This window comes from Pseudomonas monteilii NBRC 103158 = DSM 14164 (assembly GCF_000730605.1).
In the GTDB taxonomy this organism is placed as follows: Bacteria; Pseudomonadota; Gammaproteobacteria; order Pseudomonadales; family Pseudomonadaceae; genus Aquipseudomonas; species Aquipseudomonas monteilii.
In genome coordinates this window covers 268,640-289,472 of record NZ_BBIS01000009.1, presented here as the reverse complement: position 1 = coordinate 289,472, position 20,833 = coordinate 268,640, and the positions used below count along the sequence as shown (strand labels likewise).

Annotated in this window: 21 protein-coding genes and 1 pseudogene; 13 read left to right on the top strand and 9 right to left on the bottom strand. The window is 61.5% G+C overall.

Going from position 1 to position 20,833, the window contains the following annotated elements; translation table 11 throughout:
* Nucleotides 1-7: 7 nt before the first annotated feature.
* Genes PM2_RS05235 through PM2_RS05225 form a run of 3 tightly spaced genes read right to left on the bottom strand, consistent with a single transcriptional unit; the run spans nt 8 to nt 2,957 of the window.
* Complete coding sequence (locus tag PM2_RS05235) at nt 8-1,060, bottom strand: beta-keto acid cleavage family enzyme (protein ID WP_016715622.1); 1,053 nt, start codon at nt 1,058-1,060, stop codon at nt 8-10.
* Nucleotides 1,061-1,114: 54 nt separating this feature from the next.
* Nucleotides 1,115-1,963, bottom strand: coding sequence for a TauD/TfdA dioxygenase family protein (locus PM2_RS05230; RefSeq protein ID WP_016715623.1), 849 nt, complete (start codon nt 1,961-1,963; stop codon nt 1,115-1,117).
* A 13-nt stretch (nt 1,964-1,976) separates the two neighbouring features.
* Nucleotides 1,977-2,957: a quinone oxidoreductase family protein gene (locus PM2_RS05225; protein WP_016715624.1), complete on the bottom strand. Its 981-nt coding sequence runs from the start codon at nt 2,955-2,957 to the stop codon at nt 1,977-1,979.
* A 227-nt stretch (nt 2,958-3,184) separates the two neighbouring features.
* On the opposite strand from PM2_RS05225, the gene PM2_RS05220 reads away from it, so the two are divergent.
* On the top strand, nt 3,185-3,391 hold the full coding sequence (locus PM2_RS05220) for a hypothetical protein (RefSeq protein WP_020371287.1): 207 nt from the start codon (nt 3,185-3,187) through the stop codon (nt 3,389-3,391).
* A gap of 104 nt (nt 3,392-3,495) precedes the next feature.
* On the opposite strand, the gene PM2_RS05215 is transcribed toward PM2_RS05220, so the two are convergent.
* Complete coding sequence (locus PM2_RS05215) at nt 3,496-3,855, bottom strand: hypothetical protein (protein WP_016715626.1); 360 nt, start codon at nt 3,853-3,855, stop codon at nt 3,496-3,498.
* 169 nt (nt 3,856-4,024) lie between these two features.
* Between PM2_RS05215 and PM2_RS05210 the strand changes: the two genes are divergently transcribed.
* The gene (locus PM2_RS05210; RefSeq protein ID WP_016715627.1) at nt 4,025-4,225 is read left to right on the top strand and encodes a hypothetical protein; all 201 of its coding nucleotides are present in this window, start codon (nt 4,025-4,027) and stop codon (nt 4,223-4,225) included.
* Nucleotides 4,226-4,382: 157 nt separating this feature from the next.
* Nucleotides 4,383-4,601 (top strand): hypothetical protein, encoded by a 219-nt coding sequence (locus PM2_RS05205; RefSeq protein WP_019097552.1) that lies wholly within the window; start codon nt 4,383-4,385, stop codon nt 4,599-4,601.
* A gap of 282 nt (nt 4,602-4,883) precedes the next feature.
* Here PM2_RS05205 and PM2_RS05200 read toward each other — a convergent pair whose 3' ends face one another.
* On the bottom strand, nt 4,884-5,192 hold the full coding sequence (locus tag PM2_RS05200) for a hypothetical protein (RefSeq protein ID WP_016715630.1): 309 nt from the start codon (nt 5,190-5,192) through the stop codon (nt 4,884-4,886).
* Nucleotides 5,193-5,446: 254 nt separating this feature from the next.
* Nucleotides 5,447-5,587 (bottom strand): hypothetical protein, encoded by a 141-nt coding sequence (locus PM2_RS31125; protein WP_162998267.1) that lies wholly within the window; start codon nt 5,585-5,587, stop codon nt 5,447-5,449.
* A 524-nt stretch (nt 5,588-6,111) separates the two neighbouring features.
* Between PM2_RS31125 and PM2_RS31485 the strand changes: the two are divergent.
* The 3 genes and pseudogenes from PM2_RS31485 to PM2_RS05190 form a co-directional block, all read left to right on the top strand.
* Nucleotides 6,112-6,517 (top strand): annotated as a pseudogene (locus PM2_RS31485) (site-specific integrase); the annotation flags it as partial.
* A gap of 20 nt (nt 6,518-6,537) precedes the next feature.
* Complete coding sequence (locus PM2_RS05195) at nt 6,538-8,124, top strand: ABC-F family ATPase (RefSeq protein ID WP_016715632.1); 1,587 nt, start codon at nt 6,538-6,540, stop codon at nt 8,122-8,124.
* 244 nt (nt 8,125-8,368) lie between these two features.
* Nucleotides 8,369-9,562: an MFS transporter gene (locus PM2_RS05190; protein ID WP_016715633.1), complete on the top strand. Its 1,194-nt coding sequence runs from the start codon at nt 8,369-8,371 to the stop codon at nt 9,560-9,562.
* Here the strand turns inward: PM2_RS05190 and PM2_RS05185 are convergent.
* The gene (locus PM2_RS05185; RefSeq protein WP_028698791.1) at nt 9,524-10,570 is read right to left on the bottom strand and encodes an alpha/beta hydrolase family protein; all 1,047 of its coding nucleotides are present in this window, start codon (nt 10,568-10,570) and stop codon (nt 9,524-9,526) included. The genes PM2_RS05190 and PM2_RS05185 overlap by 39 nt on opposite strands.
* Before the next feature lie 201 nt (nt 10,571-10,771).
* On the opposite strand from PM2_RS05185, the gene yghU reads away from it, so the two are divergent.
* The 6 genes from yghU to PM2_RS05155 all read left to right on the top strand — a co-directional run bounded on the left by yghU (nt 10,772) and on the right by PM2_RS05155 (nt 17,691).
* Complete coding sequence (gene yghU, locus PM2_RS05180) at nt 10,772-11,611, top strand: glutathione-dependent disulfide-bond oxidoreductase (protein WP_016715635.1); 840 nt, start codon at nt 10,772-10,774, stop codon at nt 11,609-11,611.
* Nucleotides 11,612-11,751: 140 nt separating this feature from the next.
* Complete coding sequence (locus tag PM2_RS05175; RefSeq protein ID WP_016715636.1) at nt 11,752-13,455, top strand: amidase; 1,704 nt, start codon at nt 11,752-11,754, stop codon at nt 13,453-13,455.
* Nucleotides 13,456-13,539: 84 nt separating this feature from the next.
* The gene (locus tag PM2_RS05170) at nt 13,540-14,214 is read left to right on the top strand and encodes a helix-turn-helix transcriptional regulator (protein ID WP_016715637.1); all 675 of its coding nucleotides are present in this window, start codon (nt 13,540-13,542) and stop codon (nt 14,212-14,214) included.
* Nucleotides 14,211-15,128 (top strand): pyridoxal-phosphate dependent enzyme, encoded by a 918-nt coding sequence (locus PM2_RS05165; RefSeq protein WP_028698790.1) that lies wholly within the window; start codon nt 14,211-14,213, stop codon nt 15,126-15,128. The genes PM2_RS05170 and PM2_RS05165 overlap by 4 nt, the downstream gene beginning before the upstream one ends.
* 187 nt (nt 15,129-15,315) lie before the next feature.
* Nucleotides 15,316-16,413 (top strand): carboxynorspermidine decarboxylase, encoded by a 1,098-nt coding sequence (gene nspC, locus PM2_RS05160; protein WP_016715639.1) that lies wholly within the window; start codon nt 15,316-15,318, stop codon nt 16,411-16,413.
* A 33-nt stretch (nt 16,414-16,446) separates the two neighbouring features.
* Nucleotides 16,447-17,691 (top strand): saccharopine dehydrogenase family protein, encoded by a 1,245-nt coding sequence (locus PM2_RS05155; RefSeq protein ID WP_016394970.1) that lies wholly within the window; start codon nt 16,447-16,449, stop codon nt 17,689-17,691.
* A gap of 56 nt (nt 17,692-17,747) precedes the next feature.
* Here PM2_RS05155 and PM2_RS05150 read toward each other — a convergent pair whose 3' ends face one another.
* Nucleotides 17,748-18,794, bottom strand: a complete 1,047-nt coding sequence (locus PM2_RS05150) for a class I SAM-dependent methyltransferase (protein ID WP_028698789.1) — start codon at nt 18,792-18,794, stop codon at nt 17,748-17,750.
* Nucleotides 18,795-18,913: 119 nt separating this feature from the next.
* The gene (locus PM2_RS05145) at nt 18,914-19,777 is read right to left on the bottom strand and encodes a type 1 glutamine amidotransferase domain-containing protein (protein ID WP_028698788.1); all 864 of its coding nucleotides are present in this window, start codon (nt 19,775-19,777) and stop codon (nt 18,914-18,916) included.
* Nucleotides 19,778-19,886: 109 nt separating this feature from the next.
* Between PM2_RS05145 and PM2_RS05140 the strand changes: the two genes are divergently transcribed.
* The gene (locus tag PM2_RS05140) at nt 19,887-20,822 is read left to right on the top strand and encodes a LysR family transcriptional regulator (RefSeq protein WP_019096775.1); all 936 of its coding nucleotides are present in this window, start codon (nt 19,887-19,889) and stop codon (nt 20,820-20,822) included.
* The last annotated feature ends 11 nt before the right edge of the window (nt 20,823-20,833 follow it).

Here is a 20,833-nt window from a genome sequence, read left to right as displayed (position 1 = left end):
CTGCCTTTCAGGTACGCTGCGGCACCCCCTTCACACCCGACAGGCGGTTTGGCGCCATGCCGTTGGCCTTCAGGGTCTGCTCGATGCTGTCGTACTGCTGGCCGATGCGGTAAATGGCGCGGGCCTCTTTGCCAGTGGCAATCTCGCGACCCAGTTCATGCGCCACGCGCACGGTCTGCCGGACCTGCTGCACCGAGGTGAAGCGTTTGCCGTGCTGGTCGATGATGGTGTCTTCGTTGCCACAGCGCGGGTGCAGGCCCATGGCCAAGGCCATGGTGTTGAACGGCAGCACGTTCTTCAGCAACGACTCGGCGGTCAACGTGCAGCCGTCCGGTGCGCGGTGGATGAAATTGAAGAAGTTGAACGGGTTGGGGCCGTCGAAACCGCCGCCAATGCCGATCCAGGTCAGGTTCAGCGGGCCCATGTAGTCACCCCGGCGCACAATGCGCTCAAGGGTTTCCAGGGCATGCATGCCAGTCAGCTGGAAATGCGGCTGGATATTGCTGGCCTGCAGGCGGCGCAGGTGTTCGCGGACCCAGGCCGGGCCAGCCGGCACGGTCATCTCGCTGTAAGCTGCATGGATTGCGGGGCTGGCCAGCGAGGTGCCTTCGAGGTACTCGGGGTACAACAGCTCCATGATGTTCATCTGCGTGGTGTTGATCGCCACGGTGACCTGGTCGGGGCGCGGCGTCAGTTCGGCGAGCATGTGTCGGGTATCGTCCGACAGCCACTTGGCCGCCTCGCCTTCGCCCTCCGGCGCGAAGGAAATAGACCCCCCCACCTGGATGATCATGTCCGGAACCGCCTCACGCACACCGGCGATCAGCTCGTTGAACTTGGACAAGCGCTTGGAGCCTTTGCCGTCCAGTTCACGCACATGCAAGTGCAGCACGGTGGCGCCTGCCTCGTAACAGTCGACGGCCTTCTGCACCTGCTCGTCCATGGTCAGTGGAATGTCTTCAGGGAAGTCTTCGGGCATCCACTCCGGGCCATAGGGGGCCACGGTGATCACCACCTTTTCCATGTTTTCCGGGTGCAACGAATCGTCGAAGAATTGCATGCTGTAGTCCTCGCTATTGTTATTGTGCGGTTGCCGCCAGTGACGGCGACAGGCTTAGAACGTGCGGCTGCCCTTGATCCCGGCGCGCTCCATCTTGCGGTGGCACGGCGGGTAGTCCATGACGGCGTAATGCTGAGTGCTGCGGTTGTCCCAGATCGCCACGCTGTTAGGCTTCCAGCGCCAGCGCACCTGGTACTCGGGCAGGTACGCCTGGCTGATCAGGTAACGCAGCAGGTCGCTGGCACCTGGGTTGGCGTCCTGGCCGAAACGCACCCGCTGCGGGGTGTGGTAGTTGCTGAAATGGGTGGTGAAGGCGTTGACGAACAACACCTGCTCGCCCGTTTCCGGGTGGGTGCGCACCACCGGGTGCTCGGCATCGGGGAACTGCGCCTTCAGCGCCAGGCGTTTGTCCAGCGGCATGGCGGCGCCGAAACTGGCCTCGATGCTGTGGCGGGCGCGCAGGCCTTCGATCTTGGCTTTTACGTCGCTGGGCAGGTTTTCATAAGCCAGCACCATGTTCGCCCACATCGTATCGCCGCCCACCGGGGGGCACTCGACGCAGCGCAGTACGCAGCCCATGGGGGGCGCCTCGCGCCAGGTGGCGTCGGTGTGCCAGGCATTTTCATAACGGTCGTTGGGCTGGTCCGGGCGCTTGTAGATCTGCACCAGCCCTGGGTGCTCAGGATCGCTACCGGCCACCGGGTGATCTTCCAATTCGCCGAAGCGACGGGCGAAGGCCACATGCTCGGCACGGCTGAAGTGCTGGTCGCGCATGAACAGCACACGGTGTTGAAGCAGCTGCTGGCGCAGTTGGGCGAACAGGTCATCATCGTGAATCGCGTCGGCCAGGTTGACGCCACTTACCTCAGCACCGATCGCGCAGGTCAGTTGTTCGATGTGCATGCTGTTGCCCTCTTCAGATGACGAAGATCGACGAGCCGGTGGTTTTGCGAGCTTCCAGGTCACGGTGGGCCTGAGCGGCATCCTGCAAAGCGTAGTGCTGGTTGATTTCGATCCGGATGCGCCCGCTGCTGACGTGGTCGAACAGTTCACCGGCCAGGTCGGCCTTTTCTGCCGGGTCGGCAATGAAGTCGGCCAGTGCCGGGCGGGTGAGCTGCAGCGAACCCTTGATCGCCAGCAATTGCGGGTCGAATGGCGGGATGGTGCCCGAAGCCGTGCCAACGCATACCATCAGGCCACGGCGTTTGAGCGCATCGAGCGAGCCCATGAAGGTGTTCTTGCCAACGCTGTCAAACACCACGTTCACCCCTACCCCGTCGGTCAGCTCACGCACGCGGCTGGCCACGTCCTCGACGCTGTAGTTGATGATGTGGTTACAGCCATGGGCGCGGGCCACTTCAGCCTTGGCCTCGGTGGATACGGTGCCGATCACGTTCAGCCCCAACAACCTCGCCCACTGCGCGACAATCAGGCCCACCCCGCCAGCAGCGGCATGCAGCAGCACGCTGTCACCGGGCTTGAAGTCATAGAGCCGGCGTAGCAAGTAGGCCGAGGTCAGGCCGCGCATGGTCATGGCGGCAGCGGTCTCGAAGGCAATGGTTTCCGGCAGTTTTATCAGTGCCGCGGCGGGTATGAGTCGCTCGGTACAATAAGCACCCAGGGTATTGAGGAAGCCGGTATAGGTGACACGGTCACCGACCCTCACCTGCGTCACGCCCTCGCCCACGGCCTCTACCACCCCGGCAGCTTCCACGCCGATGCCATTGGGCAACGGAATCGGGTAGGTGCCATTGCGGAAGTAGGTGTCGGCGTAGTTCAGGCCCACCGCCACCTGGCGCAAACGCACCTGGCCTGGGCCGGGCTCGCCCACCTCGGCATCCTCGTAGCGCAGCACTTCGGGGCCACCGGTCTGATGGAAACGTACGACTTTGGACATGCTTGTCTCTCCACTCATCGATCTGGACGCCTGGCGTCAGTTCTGGATGACTGGACTGTATGCCCTTGGCTTTCGGGATGCTTCGCATCGGACGACAGCGGGTTTTCATTTGATGACAGCGCGATCGGCACCCTGCCCTGCATGAACGCTGTTTTATTGATGAGCCTGCTTGATGCTTATCCATGGCGAGACTAATACTTAAGTCTCTGCCTGGGGAGGCACGAAACATGCAACCAAGATTCGTTATCGTTCCCGCTGTGCCGATCGAAAAGGAGTCGTTCCGCATGGGCAGCCGCTATTACGCCGCTACCGTTTGTGGAGGGTTCGACATTTACGATAACCAGGTGAAGGAGCGGCTCAAACCGAGCTACCCGAGCAGGACGGATGCGCAGGTTCAGTGCGAGCAGATGAACAAGCGCGGGGACGTGGGTTGATCAATATGCCAAGCCCTAAGCGATCTCCGTGGCAGTGACCCTGCTTCGCGAGCACAAGGCCCGCCTGCCCAGCATGGGCGGTTCGAGCGGCTCGGGCTACTGACTCAGTCCAGGCACTCTCTGGCAGCCTGGCGCAATTTGTCGCCCGACAGGAAGCTGCCCTTGTAGAACGTAGCGCGGCTGCCATCGCGAGAATCGACCACGTCCAGCACATCGTCGCTCGCTACGGCACTGGGCGCCGTCAGCCGATAACCGTGGGCTATCGACTTCTGCGTAGCCTGCGGCGCCAGTGCCTGCCACTTAGGCAGGACACATGCGGCGTACTGCTGCGGCGATTTTTTGGTCAGTTTACTGGCCGTGGGTTTGCCAGGGGTTGCGCAGCCGGCAAGGCTGGCAACTAACGCAGAGGTGATAAAGATACGAAAGGTAGGCATTTGCAATTGGCCATTAGGGATACGCTGCATTCTAACGGGGCTTGCGCCGAGTTACTAATCAACCAAGGTCTGGCTGCAGTTTTCGCGCAATTGACACGGCCATGGGCGCTGTGGCACCTGATAATTCTGCCAGTAGCGTGAGCAGGTGGAGGCTGCGACAGTAAAGGTGTTAACCCACCAGTCGGCAAGGAATTCCACAATGCAAAATAACGCCAACAAAACACTTCTTTTCTATCAGAATGGCAAACTCACCACCCTTAAAACCGGTGAACAGAACCGTAGCATTTTTCGCCACTCAGACGTGCCACTTGCCGAGCAACAATCAGACGGTAACCAGTCCATCGGATTGTTGGTAACGGACGATAAAGGTTCGGTACTTCAGGTGGAAACAGACCGCTGAAAAACCTGGGCACTCGCCGGCGCCCCAGCAATGATCGCGTAGGCTCTTCCGGGTTTGGGCGAGAAAGCGCCTTCTACAAATCGGTTGCGTTTCACCCTGCCCTGCGGCGATGCTCACAGGCCCGTTGAAGCAACTGACAAGGAAGGCCTTTAACATCATGGAAACGCTTCATAGCATCAAGTCAGACCTGGTCAGAACAGCCGATCACCTGGACCAGCTCAGTCAGGCCATGAGTGGTCATGCCAGGTTCATGGCGGCGCGCGGTAGCTCGCAAAGCGAGGTGGATGTTGCCGCGCACATCAAGTCCATCGATGTGGTTGCGGACGAGTTACGCTCTGTCGCCGCAAGAATCGACGACATGGAAGGCGCTTGTTGACTGACTTCACGGTCTGGAAATCGCCTTGGTTTGCCTGGCTAATCCATTCCTGACCGCGACTACATACCCGGTTCAGGGTGCCAGCCCCCCCAAATGGGGGTCAGGGTTTGGCTCCCCGGTACAGCACGATGGCCGCTACATCGAGGGCCAGCACGATGGCGACAAACAGAAACATGACATACAGGTCTTCAGGAAGCATTGCCGTATCCCCCAAATGCGCCGGTTTGAAAGGGTAAGAGCAATATCCGTTCCAGTCGGCGCATCAGATATTCGGGCAGCGACTCAGCTGAACTTGAGCTTCACCACTTTGCTCAGCGCCCACCCCCCGAAGACGTAGAACACATCCAGGTAGAGGCGCCCTGCATAGTTGGGCAACGGCGCGTTATTCAACAACACATCCGGGTCGGGCGCAGGGGGAAACAGCGCATAAAAACCGTTGGGCAGCACCGCCAGCGCCAGCAGCAACAGGTAAGTCGAGGTTTGCAGTAAGGTAGCGCGATTCCTGGATTTGGCAGACCACTTCAAGCCGTAGTACGCAACCAGGCCGGCAACGGGCAACACCCAGAAATGCGTCGGGATCCCAATGAACATTTCGGCGACAACGCTTCTTGCTTGCACCCGAGATTCTCCTTCTAAATAGGCGGATTATTGCGGCCGTGGCCAGCAAATGCAAAAAGCCCGCTCTCAACAGCGGGCTTTTTGTGTTTTCCAGTGCTAACCCTCATGCCTTGGAACACATCAGTGCGGCGTCCAGCAACCTCGTGTGCCCATGTTACTGCTTGAAGGCAACCCGGTATCAGGCTTATTGGCTATATGGACCTCGGGGCGCCTTCTCGCGCCCGCCATCAGTAGCGACGATACTCCTGCCCGCCATGATCACCGTCGTAATAATGGCGATGATGCCGCCCGTCAGGCCCGTATGGCCAGCAGCCACTGAGCAGCAGCGAACCGGACAACACCACAACCCATGCAGTCTTGCGTTTCATGTGCGCACCTCCGACAAGCGAAGCCAAGGCTTGCTTACGTTGGACCGCACTCAATTGGGATGTTCAGGCTGGCGCACGCCGCTGGTCATCTTCCCCGCCAGGTTTCATGTAGCGGCTGGCCCGATTACGCGTATGGCGTGCCCCACAATCGGGGTCAGGATATGGCATTGAGAAACACATAAGTCGCCGCCAGGTCCAGTACCAGCACAGCCACCACGCTGAAAATCATGTAATAGCGGTCATCCTGAGTCATTTCTGCGTACCCCGCATGATCAATGTCTCAGGGCTTCAGCAATTCCTGTTCCAGCGTCGATTTCCCTCAGGGGCGCGATCCCTCCGGCGCGGCCCGCGAGTGCCTATCGCCTTTTACCCAACCACCCTCGAAATTCTTCCAGCCGTCTACCCATCACTACGCTCCCTGCTTGGTAAGCGGCGAAGCATATCCCCCCTATTCGACGATAAAGCCACCCCAGTGAGGGCGGCGCAGAACCACAAGAGTCCAGCCAAGTGCCTGAAGGCCGGTTGTGCTGCTGAGCGATTGGACCTTGCGGACAATCCAGTTCGCCAGGCAGTACGCGGCTCACCGCAGAAATGCCAAGGCAGCGGTGACCGAAACCCCGTTGTTGTTCCCGCCGTCGAAGAGCGCCGAGTACGTGAATCAGGCCTGTGACCTGCACAAGCGGTGGAGGCCGAGGCTGAATGAATTGGGGATCAAGCGTCGCCCCCCCATACAACTGCCGTCACACCTATGCGACAATACGCGCAATGTCCGGCCTCAACCCCGCATTTATCGCCCAACAGCTGGGTCACAGCGTTCAGATGCTGCTGTCGACGTATGCCCGTTGGCTTAACTCAAGCTCCGACTGGAGCGAGCTGGAAAAGCTCAAGATTGGTATCAAATCGGTATCAGCTGAAAGCCCAGCGTCGTAAGTTACTGATAGGTAAGCCCTTTGATCTCCACCGCTAACATCACCATGCAGTTCGGCTCCAAGCCGCTGTTCGAAAACGTTTCCGTCAAATTCAACAACGGCAACCGCTACGGCCTGATCGGCGCCAATGGTTGCGGCAAGTCGACCTTCATGAAGATCCTCGGCGGTGACCTGGAGCCATCCGGTGGCCAGGTCATGCTCGAGCCGAACACCCGCCTGGGCAAACTGCGCCAGGACCAGTTCGCCTACGAGGAATTCACCGTGATCGATACGGTGATCATGGGCCACGGTCAACTGTGGAAGGTCAAGGCCGAGCGCGACCGCATCTACTCGCTGCCGGAAATGACCGAGGAAGACGGCATGGCCGTCGCCGAGCTGGAAACCGAATTCGCCGAAATGGACGGCTACACCGCCGAATCCCGTGCGGGTGAACTGTTGCTGGGCCTGGGTATCCCACTGGAGCAACACTTCGGCCCGATGAGCGAAGTGGCACCGGGCTGGAAGCTGCGCGTGCTATTGGCCCAGGCGCTGTTCTCGGACCCGGACGTGCTGCTGCTCGACGAACCGACCAACCACCTGGACATCAATACCATCCGCTGGCTGGAAACGATCCTCACGGCGCGTAACAGCACCATGATCATCATTTCCCACGACCGACACTTCCTCAACAGCGTCTGCACCCACATGGCTGACCTGGATTACGGCGAACTGCGCCTGTTCCCGGGCAACTATGACGAGTACATGACCGCAGCCACCCAGTCGCGTGAGCAACTGCTGTCGGACAACGCCAAGAAGAAAGCCCAGATCGCCGAGCTGCAGACCTTCGTCAGCCGCTTCTCGGCCAACGCCTCGAAGGCCAAGCAGGCGACTTCGCGCGCCAAGCAGATCGACAAGATCCAGCTGGCCGAGGTCAAGCCGTCCAGCCGTGTCAGCCCGTTCATTCGTTTCGAACAGACCAAGAAACTGCACCGCCAGGCCGTGGTCGTCGAAAAAATGGCCAAAGCCTTCGACGACAAGGTGTTGTTCAAGAACTTCGACATCACCGTCGAAGCGGGCGAGCGCGTTGCCATCATCGGCCCCAACGGTATTGGCAAGACCACGCTGCTGCGCACCCTGGTCGGCGAGATGACCCCGGATGCAGGTTCGGTCAAGTGGACCGACAGCGCCGAAGTGGGCTACTACGCCCAGGATCACGCCCACGACTTCGAAGACGACATGACCCTGTTCGACTGGATGGGCCAATGGACCTCTGGCGAGCAGGTGATCCGCGGCACCCTGGGGCGCATGCTGTTCTCCAACGACGAGATTCTCAAGTCGGTGAAGGTGATTTCCGGTGGTGAGCAAGGCCGCATGCTGTTCGGCAAGCTGATCCTGCAGAAGCCGAACGTACTGGTGATGGACGAGCCGACCAACCACCTGGACATGGAATCGATCGAAGCGCTGAACCTGGCGCTGGAAAACTACCCGGGCACCCTGCTGTTCGTCAGCCACGACCGCGAGTTCGTATCGTCGCTGGCCACGCGCATCATCGAGCTGTCGGCCGATGGCGTGGTGGACTTCAGCGGTACCTATGACGACTACCTGCGTAGCCAGGGTGTGCTGGTCTGATTGAGTAAGGCCCGACCATTTACTGGCCGGGCCAGCCTCTTCGCGGGTAAAACCGCTCCCACAGGGACCGCGTAGCCTTTGAGGCCTGTGCAGCCCCCTCACGGAGCGGATTGACCCGCGAAGCATCCACCGCCAGTCCCGCAGGCCGGTGCTGCCCGGCGAATAATTCGTTAGCCTGCTTTCATTTCCTTCCTGTAACAGCCATCATGGAACCACGCCCAACCGCCCGCCCGCGAAAGAGCCCATGACCGCGCAACAACCCTCCCCCACCCGCAATACCCTGCACATCACCCTGCAGATCCTGTCGATCGTTTTCTACACCTTCATTGCCTTCCTCTGCATCGGCCTGCCGATTGCGGTACTGCCCAGCTATGTGCACGACCAGCTGGGCTTTGGCGCGGTGATCGCCGGGGTGACCATAGGCCTGCAATACCTGGCCACCTTGCTCAGCCGCCCGTTTGCCGGGCGCGTTGCCGATACGCTTGGGGGCAAGCAGGCCATCCGCTTCGGCCTGCTGGGGATCGCCAGCTGCGGGGTATTGACCCTGCTGTCGGCCTGGACCCTGACGCTGCCGCTGCTGAGCCTCGGGTTGCTGCTCGCAGGCCGTTTGCTGCTGGGCATCGCCCAGGGGTTGATTGGTGTAGCCACCTTGAGCTGGGGCATCAGCCAGGTCGGCCCCGAACACACCGCCAGGGTGATCTCGTGGAACGGGATTGCCTCGTATGGTGCTATCGCGATAGGCGCCCCCTTGGGCGTACTGGCCGTGGACGGGCTGGACTTCAGCGTACTGGGGCCCGCCTTGCTGGTGCTGGCCGTGGCTGCCCTGCTGGTACTGCGCAAACGTCCTGACGTGGCGGTGGTGCGCGGCGAGCGCCTGCCCTTCTGGTCCGCGTTCGGCCGTGTCGCCCCGTGTGGCCTGGGCCTGACGCTTGCCTCGATCGGCTATGGCACCCTGACCACCTTTGTCACCCTGTACTACCTGGAGCGCGGCTGGGCCGGCGCTGCCTGGTGCCTGAGTGCGTTTGGTGTGTGCTTCATCATTTCGCGGCTGCTGTTCGTCAATGCGGTCAACCGCTTTGGTGGCTACAACGTGGCGGTCGCCTGCATGACCACCGAAGTGCTTGGCCTTAGCTTGCTATGGCTGGCACCTTCCCCGGCCTGGGCGCTGGTCGGCGCAGGGCTTACCGGTTTCGGGCTGTCGCTGGTGTACCCGGCGCTGGGCGTCGAGGCAATCAAGCAGGTCCCCAGCAGCAGCCGTGGCGCGGGGCTAGGCGCCTATGCGGTGTTCTTTGACATGGCCCTGGCCATCGCCGGGCCGGTAATGGGCGCAGTGGCCGTGCACTTCGGCTATGCCTCGATCTTCTGCGTGGCGGCCCTGCTGGCCTTGGCCGGGGTGGGCCTAACGCTGTTGCTGTCGCGGCGCGCCCGCCTCGGCTGAACGCTCGCCCGGTTGCGGTGCATCCAGCGCCTGGCTGAAGAACGCCGCCGTTTCGCGCTCCAACGAATGATGAATATGGCGTCGATCCACGCCCTCGGCATCTTTGCACAGTACGGGCATTCGCGTGTATTGCTCGGCGTCGCAACGGGCCATGAACACAAAGTGGCCAGCGCCGGCCAGCAGGCGGTAATCCGGTGTAACCGGCAGTTTGCGGGCCAATGCTTCGGCGTTGCGGTCCACGGCCACCAATTGATCGCTGTCTCCGCTATAGATCAGGGCGGGTACCTGCACCCCGGCCAGGGCATGGCGCCCGAACAGCAAGCTTAACGGGGCCATCAGCATCACCGCCCCCACCCGCTGGTCTGCCTGGGGCGCCAGCTCGCTGCGGTCGGCAATCAGAATCCCGTGGGTTTTGCAGGCGTCGGCGTCGTTCGGGCGTTCCAGGCAGTACTGGCGCAGGCGGTCCAGGTCAGGGCGCGCGCCAGACAGTATCAACGCGGTTTCGCCGCCGGCCGAATAGCCGATCACACCGACCTTGCCTTCATTCAGATAAGGCCCGAGCAATGCATCGTCACGGGCAGCACCAATGGCAGCGCTGACTTGCAGTGGCCGGCCATAAAGATTGCTCAGGGTACCCAGGCGAGTGTGGTCGCGGGCGTTGTCCCCCGGGTGCACGACCGCTACCACCACGAACCCCTGGCGCGCCAGGGACGTGGCCAGGTAATGCAAGGCCAACGGGCTGCCGGTGTTGCCGTGGGACAACACCAGTAACGGGAACTGGCCCATGGCAACGGGTGCCTCTTCAGCCACCTCGACTGGGTAGCCGTCTATACGGCTGCGATGGGTTGACCCAGCCGCCGGGTAAAAAGCCAGTGCTTGCATTGGCCGGTTATCGACCGGGTCGGCCAGCGTCATGTGGTGCAGGCCGGCTACCCAAGGCGCAGCCTCGGCGTGGGCCAGCAGGCTGCTGAGCAGGGCCAGTGCCAACATGCAGCGTGGAAGGGTCATCGGCCGGCGGTTCCTTTGCAGGGCGAAGTGATAGCCCAGCATAGAGCCGGCCTGGCCGGAACCGCATGAAAACTGGATGAAACCGTCGTCATGCATGTGGCGTGCGCGCCCTATGCATTTGCGCATGGCGTCGAACCCGTGGCATAGATGCAGGTCCACGTCTTTACGTGACCGTTTCGCGCCATTGAAGGAGATTCATGCATGAGCAAGCCCGCCTATGTGCCACCTAAGGTCTGGCGCAACGACGCAGCATCCGGCGGCCAGTTCGCCAGCATCAACCGCCCGGTTGCAGGCCCGACGCACGACAAGGACCTGCCGCAGGGCCAACACCCGCTGCAGCTGTATTCCCTGGCCACGCCCAATGGCGTCAAGGTCACCGTTGCCCTTGAAGAACTGCTTGCTTTGGGCCACAGCGGTGCCGAGTACGATGCCTGGCTGATCCGCATCGGCGAGGGCGACCAGTTCTCCAGTGGCTTCGTCCAGGTAAACCCCAACTCGAAGATCCCTGCCCTGCTCGACCGTAGCGTCGAGCCGCCTGTGCGGGTGTTCGAATCGGGGTCGATCTTGCTGTATCTGGCGGACAAGTTCGGTGCCCTGCTGCCGAAATCGCCGGCTGCACGCACCGAAAGCCTGAACTGGTTGTTCTGGCAGATGGGCGCAGCGCCTTACCTGGGTGGCGGCTTTGGCCACTTCTACGTCTATGCACCAGAGAAGTACGAGTACGCCATCAACCGCTTCACCATGGAAGCCAAGCGCCAGCTGGATGTACTCGACCGCCGCCTGGCCGAAAGCCGCTACCTGGGGGGCGACGAGTACAGCATTGCCGATATCGCCGTGTGGCCATGGTATGGCCAGTTGGTGCGCGGCAACCTGTATGGCGCGGCGGAGTTCCTGGCGGTTGACGAATACCCCAACGTGCAGCGCTGGGCCGATGAAGTTGCCCAGCGCCCGGCGGTGCAGCGCGGTACCCGGGTGAACCGGACCTGGGGAGATGAAGACAGCCAGGTGCCCGAGCGGCATTGCGCGGCGGACCTGGATTGAGGGCTAGCCGGGGTCGCTACGCGACCCCAACAATGCCCGCTTGCATAAAACCATTTGCCACCGCGCAAACCTGCGTCCGTCAAGCCCTTCTTGTACACTCCTCGCATTAGCCCCCACCTGCACATTTTTTTGGTGAACGCATGATCGAGGTAACCGAGGTTTCCATTGCCGAGCTGCGCGACGCGCTCGAGTCGGGCCGCACGACGGCGGTCGAGCTGGTCAAGGCCTACCTGGCGCGTATCGACGCCTACGATGGCGCCGACACCGCCACGGCCCTGAACGCCGTGGTGGTGCGCAACCCGGAGGCGCTGAAAGAAGCCGAGGCCTCCGACGCCCGCCGCGCACAGGGCCAGGTGCTGAGCCCGCTGGACGGCATCCCCTACACCGCCAAGGACAGCTACCTGGTCAAAGGCTTGACCGCAGCTTCCGGCAGCCCTGCCTTCAAGGACCTGGTCGCCCAGCGCGACGCCTTCACCATCGAGCGCCTGCGCGCCGCCGGTGCCGTATGCCTGGGCAAGACCAACATGCCGCCCATGGCCAACGGTGGTATGCAGCGCGGCGTGTATGGCCGCGCCGAAAGCCCGTACAACGCCAACTACCTGACCGCGCCGTTCGCCTCGGGCTCGTCCAATGGTGCCGGCACCGCCACCGCCGCCAGCTTCAGCGCCTTCGGCCTGGCTGAAGAAACCTGGTCCAGTGGCCGTGGCCCGGCATCCAACAACGGTTTGTGCGCCTATACCCCATCGCGCGGGGTGATTTCGGTGCGTGGCAACTGGCCGCTGACCCCGACCATGGACGTGGTGGTGCCTTACGCCCGCACCATGGCCGACTTGCTGGAAATCCTCGATGTGGTGGTAGCCGATGACGCTGACAAGCGCGGCGACCTGTGGCGCTTGCAGCCTTGGGTGCCGATTCCGGCAGCGTCGACGGTGCGCCCTGCGTCTTACCTGGATCTGGCCGTGGATGCCGGTGCCCTCAAAGGCAAGCGCTTTGGTGTGCCACGCATGTACATCAATGCGGATGCCGAAGCTGGCACCTCCGAAAAGCCGGGCATCGGCGGCCCGACCGGCCAGCGCATCAACACCCGCGCCACGGTGATCGACTTGTGGCAGCAGGCGCGCCAGGCCCTGGAAGCGGCCGGTGCCGAAGTGCTGGAAGTGGACTTCCCGCTGGTGTCCAACTGCGAGGGCGACCGCCCGGGCGCACCGACTGTTTACAACCGTGGCATTGTCAGCAAGGAATTCCTGCACGACGAACTGTGGGAGCTTTCGGGCTGGGCCTTCGACGACTTCCTGCGCGCCAACGACGACCCCAAGCTCAACCGCCTGGCCGATGTCGATGGCCCACAGATCTACCCCCACGACCCGGGTACCCTGCCCAACCGTGAAGACGACCTGGCTGCCGGCATGGACGAATACGTCAACATGGCCAAGCGTGGCCTGAAAACCTGGGACCAGATCGAGACCCTGCCTGACGGCCTGCGCGGCCTGGAAAAGACCCGCAAGCTGGACCTGGAAGACTGGATGGACAACCTAGGCCTGGACGCGGTGCTGTTCCCGACCGTTGCCGATGTGGGCCCGGCCGACGCCGATGTCAACCCGGCCTCGGCCGACATCGCCTGGAGCAACGGTATCTGGGTGGCCAACGGCAACCTGGCGATCCGTCACCTGGGTGTGCCAACCGTCACCGTGCCGATGGGCGTGATGGCCGACATCGGCATGCCGGTGGGGCTGACCTTTGCCGGGCGGGCTTACAGCGACAATGCGCTGTTGAGCTTTGGTGCAGCCTTCGAGGCGACCGGCTCGCGCCGCATGATCCCGCCACGCACCCCAGCCCTGAGCTGATTATTGGGGCTGCTTTGCAGCGAAGATCGCACAATTCAACTTAATGTGTAAAAATACACAAAAAGTTGAATTGTGCGATCTGCCATGCCCATCTCCCCCAGCGAAGAACGCCACCTCACCCTCTCTGTGCTCAAGGCCGCCATCCAGGCCTTGGGTAGCGTTGCCGCACGCAACATGGAAATCCTCCTGCACGACCTCGACCACCCGGAGCACTCCGTGGTGGCGATCGTCAACGGCCACCTGTCCGGCCGTAGCGTCGGCAGCCCGATTATTGCAGCCCCGGAACAGGACCAAGGCTTCAAAGCATTGATGCAGGCCTCGGCCGATCAGCGCGGCTGCGAGCCCGTGGTACTCCCCGACTACCCCACCACGCTCAAGGGCCGCACCCTGCGCAGCGCCACCGCTATCTTTCGCGATAGCACCGGCCACCCCTTCGCCAGCCTCTGTGTCAACACCGACATCACCGGCCTGGACGCAGCCATGAGCTTTCTCCAGCAGTTGCAACCGTTGGGTGCCACACCCGCGGTAAGCGAGCCTGCCGACATGGAACTGCTGATGAGTGAAATCATCCAGGCCTCGCTTCAGCGCAGCGGCCAGGGGCGAATGAACAAACAGGCCAAAGTCGAGGCTGTTCGAGTCATGCAGGAGCGTGGCTTGTTCATCGTCAAAGGTGGCGTGGAAAAGGCTGCCAGTGCCCTCGGCGTGACCCGTTACACCATTTACAACTACCTTGAACAATTGCGCGGAGCCAGCCAATGACCTTGCATATCCACACACCCCTGATCGAATCCCGACCGCTGTCGTTGGCCGCCGGCTGCAATGTCTGGCTCAAACTCGATGCCCTGCAACCTTGCGGCTCGTTCAAGCTGCGCGGGGTGGGCCATGCCTGCGAAGTGCATCAGGCCCGCGGCGCCAAACAGTTCATCTCGTCCTCGGGGGGCAACGCCGGCCTGGCGGTGGCATACGCCGGGCGCAAGCTGGGCGTACCGGTAACCGTGGTAGTCCCCGAAACCACCACTGACCGAGCCAAGCAATTGCTGCGCCTGGAAGACGCCAAGGTGGTGGTGCATGGCAGCTCCTGGCAAGAAGCCAACGCCCTGGCACAGACCCTCATCGGCCCGGATGACGCCTTTATCCACCCGTTTGACGACCCGCTATTGTGGACCGGGCATGCCAGCCTGATCGATGAAGTGGCCGAAGCCGGCGTGAAGCCCGACGCGGTGGTGCTGTCGGTAGGTGGTGGCGGCTTGCTCAGCGGCGTGGTCGAAGGGTTGCAGCGCAACGGGTGGGGCGAGGTACCGGTGCTGGCAGTGGAAACCAACGGTGCAGCTTCACTGCATGCGGCCATGCAGGCGGGGCATTCGGTTGAACTGGAGCGTATTGCTTCCGTGGCAACGTCGCTGGGGGCAAAGCGCGTCGCAAATCAGGCGCTGATCTGCGCGCAGCAGCACCCGGTGCACAGCCACTTGGTCAGCGATCGCGCAACGCTGGAGGCCTGCGAGCGGTTCCTGCTGGACCATCGCCTGCTGGTCGAACCGGCGTGCGGGGCCGCGTTGGCATTGGCGTATGCGCCGGGCGCACTGGCGCAATACCAGAGCGTGCTGGTGGTGGTTTGTGGCGGTGCTACCGCAACGCTGGAGCAGATTAAGGCGTGGTTGCAGCAAGCTGATTGAGGCTGCCACCTGTCGGTGGTGATTACGATAGTCACATGCGTCTGTTCTACTGAGCCCGCCGCAACCGGAAAAATGCCCTCGCAACGGCGTCACCCCTGACGAAATGCGTATCGCACCCTTTCGGTCTGCGGCAAGTGAAGGCACAATGCGTGTCCTTTTTTTGGCCGGCCTGGCCGGGGGCCTTTAAATGATCAAGACGCCGTATTACCTCATCGACAAAACCAAGCTGCTCAGCAACATGGAGAAGATCGCCTACGTGCGTGAACACTCCGGAGCCAAGGCGCTGCTTGCCCTCAAGTGCTTCGCCACCTGGTCGGTGTTCGACCTGATGCAGCAGTACATGGACGGCACCACCTCGTCCTCCCTCTTCGAGCTCAAGCTCGGCCGCCAGAAGTTCGCCGGCGAAACCCACGCCTACAGCGTGGCCTGGGCCGACGATGAGGTCGAGGAAATGCTGGAGAACTGCGACAAGATCATCTTCAACTCGATCGGCCAACTGCAGCGCTTTGCCGAACAGTCCGAAGGCAAGGTACGCGGCCTGCGCGTCAACCCACAAGTCAGCAGCTCCGACTACCTGCTGGCCGACCCGGCCCGCCCGTTCAGCCGCCTGGGCGAGTGGGACCCGGCCAAGATCGAACAGGTGATCGAGCAGATCTCCGGCTTCATGTTCCACAACAACTGCGAGAACGGCGACTTCGGCCTGTTCGACAAGATGCTCACGCACATCGAAGAACGCTTCGGCCACCTGCTGCACAAGGTCGAGTGGGTCAGCCTGGGTGGCGGCATCCACTTCACCGGTGAAGACTATGCGGTAGACGCCTTCTGCGCGCGCCTCAAGGCCTTCTCGGAGAAATACGGCGTACAGGTGTACCTGGAGCCGGGCGAAGCGGCCATCACCAACAGCGCCTCGCTGGAAGTGACCGTGCTCGACACCCTGTACAACGGCAAGCACCTGGCCGTGGTCGACAGCTCCATCGAAGCGCACCTGCTCGACCTGCTGATCTACCGCCTCAACGCCAAGATGGCCCCGAATGACGGCGAGCATACCTACATGGTCTGCGGCAAGTCGTGCCTGGCCGGCGACATTTTCGGCGAGTACCAATTCGATCGTCCGTTGGCCATTGGTGATCGCCTGTCGTTCGTCGACACGGCGGGTTACACCATGGTCAAGAAAAACTGGTTCAACGGTCTGAAAATGCCTTCCATCGTGGTCAAGCAACTCGACGGCAGCGTCGAAGTCGTCCGCGAGTTCGGTTTCGAAGACTACGTTTCCAGCCTGTCGTAAGACTGGCTACTCAAGTAAGGAGCAAAGGGTAAATTGAAGAAGAACGTTCTTATCATTGGTGCAGGAGGTGTCGCCAAGGTGGTGGCCCACAAGTGCGCGCAGCATAACGACGAACTGGGTCGTATCGCTATCGCGTCACGGAACATCTCCAAATGCCAGGCCATCATCGACAGCGTCAAGGCCAAGGGTAGCCTCAAGGTACCCGCCGACATCCAGGCCTTCTCGCTCAACGCCCTCGATGTCGAGGCAACCAAGGCACTGATCCGCGAAACCGAATCGCAGATCGTGATTAACGTGGGGTCCGCCTTCCTCAACATGTCGGTGCTGCGCGCCTGCATCGATACCGGTGTCGCCTACCTGGACACCGCCATCCACGAAGAGCCGGGCAAGATCTGCGAAACCCCGCCGTGGTACGGCAACTACGAGTGGAAACACCTCGAAGAGTGCCAACAAAAGAACATCACTGCCATTCTCGGCGTCGGTTTCGACCCGGGTGTGGTGAACAGCTACGCCAAACTGGCGCAGCAGCAGTATTTCGACAGCATTGATTCGATCGACATTCTCGACGTCAATGCCGGTTCGCATGGCAAGTACTTTGCCACCAACTTCGACCCGGAAATCAACTTCCGCGAGTTTACCGGGCAAGTGTGGAGCTGGCAGAACAGCCAGTGGACCAGCAACACCATGTTCGAGGTCAAGCGTACTGACGACCTGCCGGTGGTAGGTTCGCAAAACCTGTACCTGACCGGTCACGATGAAGTTCACTCGATCTCGAAGAACCTCAACGTGCCGAACGTGCGTTTCTGGATGAGCTTCGGCGAGCACTACATCAACGTGTTCACCGTGCTGAAAAACCTGGGCCTGCTCAGCGAGCAACCGGTGAAAACCGCCGAAGGCCTGGAAGTGGTACCGCTGAAAGTGGTCAAGGCCGTGCTGCCGGACCCAGCCTCGCTGGCCCCAGGCTACACCGGCAAGACCTGCATCGGTGACCTGGTCAAAGGCACCAAGGATGGCCAGCCGCGCGAAGTGTTCATCTACAACGTGGCTGACCACGAAGAGGCCTACGCCGAAACCGACAGCCAGGGTATTTCCTACACTGCCGGCGTACCGCCAGTGGCTGCAGCCCTGCTGGTAGCTCGTGGCGAGTGGGATGCCAAGCGCATGGTCAACGTCGAGGAGCTGCCAGCCGAGCCGTTCCTCAAGGCGCTGGACGTGATGGGCCTGCCGACCCGCGTGAAAGATGAAAAAGGCGATCGTCCTTGGGACGCTGAAGCCTAAGCAGCAAACCGAAGGGGTGCCACATGGCGCCCCTTCTGCTTTTCCAGGCCAGGCCTCTACTTCCGGGCCTCCAGAATCAGGTTGAACGGCGTTTGCGTCGCCCGCCGGAACCGGCTGAACCCAGCCTCTTCGAACACCGCCCGCAACCGCACCTCCCCGGCCTGCGCGCCCAGCCCCAAGCCCACTTCCTGCGACAACGAATTCGGCGTGCAGATGAACGTCGACGCGGCATAAAACAACCGCCCGACCGGGTTCAGGTTGCCGTCCAGCGAATCCTCGGCATATGGCTCTACCAGCATCACCGTACCGTCAGGCTTCAATGCACGGTAGGCGTGCCTAGCCGCACCCACCGGGTCGCCCATGTCGTGCAGGCAATCGAAAAAGCACACCAGGTCATGGTCATCTCCCGGGTAATCCTTGGCACTTGCCTGCTGGAAACTCACCCGCTGCGACAACCCCGCTTCGCGCGCCCGTTCGTTGGCGGTAGTGATAGAGGGGCCGTGGTAGTCATAACCCACAAAAGTCGACGCCGGAAATGCCTGGGCCATGACCAGCGTGGAGGCGCCGTGTCCACACCCCACATCCGCCACCTTGGCGCCCGCCTGCAGTTTGGCCACCACACCCTCCAGCGCCGGCAGCCACTCAGCCACCAGGAACGTCCGATAACCCGGCCGGAAAAACCGTTCGGTACCGCTGAACATGCACGGGTGGTGGTCGCCCCAGGCCAGCCCGCCATCGCCGCGCATGGCCGCGACCAGCTTGTCCTTGTCATGGAACAATGCCGCGATCACTGCAGCACCACCCGCCATGTAAGCTGGGGAGTCCTCCAGCGCCAAGGCCATGGCCTGTTCTTCGGGCAACACAAAAAGGCCCTTGTCGTGCGTCATGTAGCCCGATGCCGCCTGGGCGTTCAACCATTCGCGCACCAACCGAGGGTGGCAGCCGGTTTTGGCGGCCAGCGCCTCGGGCGTGGTCGGCTGGCTGTCGGCCATCGCCCGGTACAGGCCCAGCTCGTCACCCAGGATGACATTTGCCAGCGTCGCTGCGGCGCCCATGTCGCCCACCAGCTTGCCCATGAAATCATGAAGCCTTGCCTCGTCCATGACCTGCCCTCCTCTGCAAGAAGGCCATCGCCAGCGAGGGACATCCGCTCCGGGGAGGCGGTGGTCGGGGTTATTGGATGGGCCTGCCATAACGCTCGCAAAACAGACCCTGTGTAAGTCTAGTTGGCTTGCTCAGCGCCTTGGGCCTGCTCAGTAAGCTTTTCCAGTAGCGCTTTGGCCAGCAGCTTGTCCGAAAATGGGTTTTGCCCCGTGATCAGTTCGCGGTCCACTACCACATTGGGCTGCCAGGCCTTGGCGTAAGCCATATCGCCACCGGCCGTCGCCATGGCCTTGGCCGGGTAGAACAACAGCCGCTGGCCCTTGAGCGAACCTTCGAACACTTGCTCTTCCGGGTCGGAGAAAATAGTCATCCTGTACCCCTTGTACAACCAGTCGGTGGCGGCCGGTGTTTCACCACGAGCCAACATCCGTTGATAGCTTCCCGGGTCCCGCTGCGCCGAGAGCAAGGCGATGGGGCCATGACAAATAGCGGCCGTAGGCTTGCCAGCCTCATGAAAATGCCGCAGCAAGGCACCGACGTCCGGGTTGTTGGCCAGGTCGATCAAGGGGGCGTGGCCGCCGGGAATGAACAAACCGGCGTACCGCCCCATGTCACTGGCGAGCACCTCTTTCACCGACAAGGTATCGCCAATGTCCGCCAAGCCTTGGACCACCTTCTCGATCCTCCGCATTTCGCTCGCATCACCCGCAAAGTACTGAGGATCGATCGAAAGTGGGTCAACGCTCGGGGCGTTACCCTTGGGTGTCACCAGCACCACCGTGTAACCGGCCTGGAGCAACTGGTCGGCAGGCACGCCGAACTCATTGAGGTAATAGCCGGTGGCATAGTGCTTGCCGTCCTGTAGCGCCAGTTGGTTCTCGCTGGAGAGCAGCACAAGAACTTCACCCTTGGACGAGGCATGGGCGCCACTGGTCAGTAAGGCGGTGGCAATAGTGAGGGCAAGCGAGGACAACCTGGTCATGCATCAATCTCCTGATCTAAGCGCCGTCTTACATTGGCGGGGTGGGCACATCCTAACGACCAAGCTAGAATTCGATAATTCGAATGCTCGCATACCTGTGATCCATAAAATGAATATCACCCGCAAGGATCTCAATCTGCTGCATCTGTTTCATGTGCTTTATCAAGAGCGCAACCTCACCCTCGCCGCGCAGCGCATGGCCCTGAGCCAGCCTGCACTCAGTCACAAGCTCAACAAGCTGCGCCATCAGTTCGGTGATCCATTGTTCGTACGCGCCCCGAGGGGCTTGACGCCCACGCCACGCGCTCACGAATTGGCTGCCGAAGTCGAGCGCCTGATCATGGGCCTGGAAAGTTTCTACGAACGCTGCGAAGGGCAGGATTTTCTTTTACGCCCTGCCCGCCTGCACCTGTACAGCACTGATTATGTAGAGCAGACGCTACTACCTGGGCTGCTCCCGATCCTGCGTAACCAGGCGCCAAACTTGACACTGGTCACCCATAACACCCGTGGCCAGCTCCCGCGGGAAGCCTTGGAGAAAGGTACTTGCGACCTTGCCGTCGCCGGATTCTTCACTGACCTGGCGGATAGCTTCCACCAGCAGCGCCTGCTCAGCGATGACTTCGTAGTACTGGCCTCTCGCAGTCATCCTCGCCTTGGAAATGGCCTGGACCTCAACACCTTCCTGGCATGCGACCACCTGCTCACCACCCTCACCGGCGACCTTGATGGTTTGGTCGACCGCGCCTTGCGCGCCCAAGGAAAGCACAGGCGGGTAGTGGCAGGCCTGTCGAGTTTCATAGCCCCCATGCGCATGATACAAGGCACAGACCTTCTGCTTACCTGCCTGCGCTCGCTGGCTATTGAAGCAGTCAAACGTGATGACGACCTGCTCATGTACCCACTTCCGCTGGTACTGCCTGCAATCGAGGTAATGCAGATCTGGCACGAACGCACCCATGCCGATCCCTTGCGCCAGTGGTTCCGCCAGCAACTATGGGCAGTCGCGCAGGAAGTAGCAGCCCGGTCAGGTAACAAAATCTAAATACCACTGTG

Coding starts and splice junctions, on each gene's coding strand:
- PM2_RS05175 (WP_016715636.1), top strand. CDS start 11,752: ATGATCGAGGTAACCGAGGTTTCCATTGCCGAGCTGCGCGACGCGCTC.
- PM2_RS05145 (WP_028698788.1), bottom strand. CDS start 19,777: ATGACCAGGTTGTCCTCGCTTGCCCTCACTATTGCCACCGCCTTACTG.
- PM2_RS05140 (WP_019096775.1), top strand. CDS start 19,887: ATGAATATCACCCGCAAGGATCTCAATCTGCTGCATCTGTTTCATGTG.
- PM2_RS05165 (WP_028698790.1), top strand. CDS start 14,211: ATGACCTTGCATATCCACACACCCCTGATCGAATCCCGACCGCTGTCG.
- nspC (WP_016715639.1), top strand. CDS start 15,316: ATGATCAAGACGCCGTATTACCTCATCGACAAAACCAAGCTGCTCAGC.
- PM2_RS05150 (WP_028698789.1), bottom strand. CDS start 18,794: ATGGACGAGGCAAGGCTTCATGATTTCATGGGCAAGCTGGTGGGCGAC.
- PM2_RS05230 (WP_016715623.1), bottom strand. CDS start 1,963: ATGCACATCGAACAACTGACCTGCGCGATCGGTGCTGAGGTAAGTGGC.
- PM2_RS05185 (WP_028698791.1), bottom strand. CDS start 10,570: ATGACCCTTCCACGCTGCATGTTGGCACTGGCCCTGCTCAGCAGCCTG.
- PM2_RS05190 (WP_016715633.1), top strand. CDS start 8,369: ATGACCGCGCAACAACCCTCCCCCACCCGCAATACCCTGCACATCACC.
- PM2_RS05200 (WP_016715630.1), bottom strand. CDS start 5,192: ATGTTCATTGGGATCCCGACGCATTTCTGGGTGTTGCCCGTTGCCGGC.
- PM2_RS05170 (WP_016715637.1), top strand. CDS start 13,540: ATGCCCATCTCCCCCAGCGAAGAACGCCACCTCACCCTCTCTGTGCTC.
- PM2_RS31125 (WP_162998267.1), bottom strand. CDS start 5,587: ATGAAACGCAAGACTGCATGGGTTGTGGTGTTGTCCGGTTCGCTGCTG.
- PM2_RS05210 (WP_016715627.1), top strand. CDS start 4,025: ATGCAAAATAACGCCAACAAAACACTTCTTTTCTATCAGAATGGCAAA.
- yghU (WP_016715635.1), top strand. CDS start 10,772: ATGAGCAAGCCCGCCTATGTGCCACCTAAGGTCTGGCGCAACGACGCA.
- PM2_RS05215 (WP_016715626.1), bottom strand. CDS start 3,855: ATGCAGCGTATCCCTAATGGCCAATTGCAAATGCCTACCTTTCGTATC.
- PM2_RS05220 (WP_020371287.1), top strand. CDS start 3,185: ATGCAACCAAGATTCGTTATCGTTCCCGCTGTGCCGATCGAAAAGGAG.
- PM2_RS05225 (WP_016715624.1), bottom strand. CDS start 2,957: ATGTCCAAAGTCGTACGTTTCCATCAGACCGGTGGCCCCGAAGTGCTG.
- PM2_RS05235 (WP_016715622.1), bottom strand. CDS start 1,060: ATGCAATTCTTCGACGATTCGTTGCACCCGGAAAACATGGAAAAGGTG.
- PM2_RS05205 (WP_019097552.1), top strand. CDS start 4,383: ATGGAAACGCTTCATAGCATCAAGTCAGACCTGGTCAGAACAGCCGAT.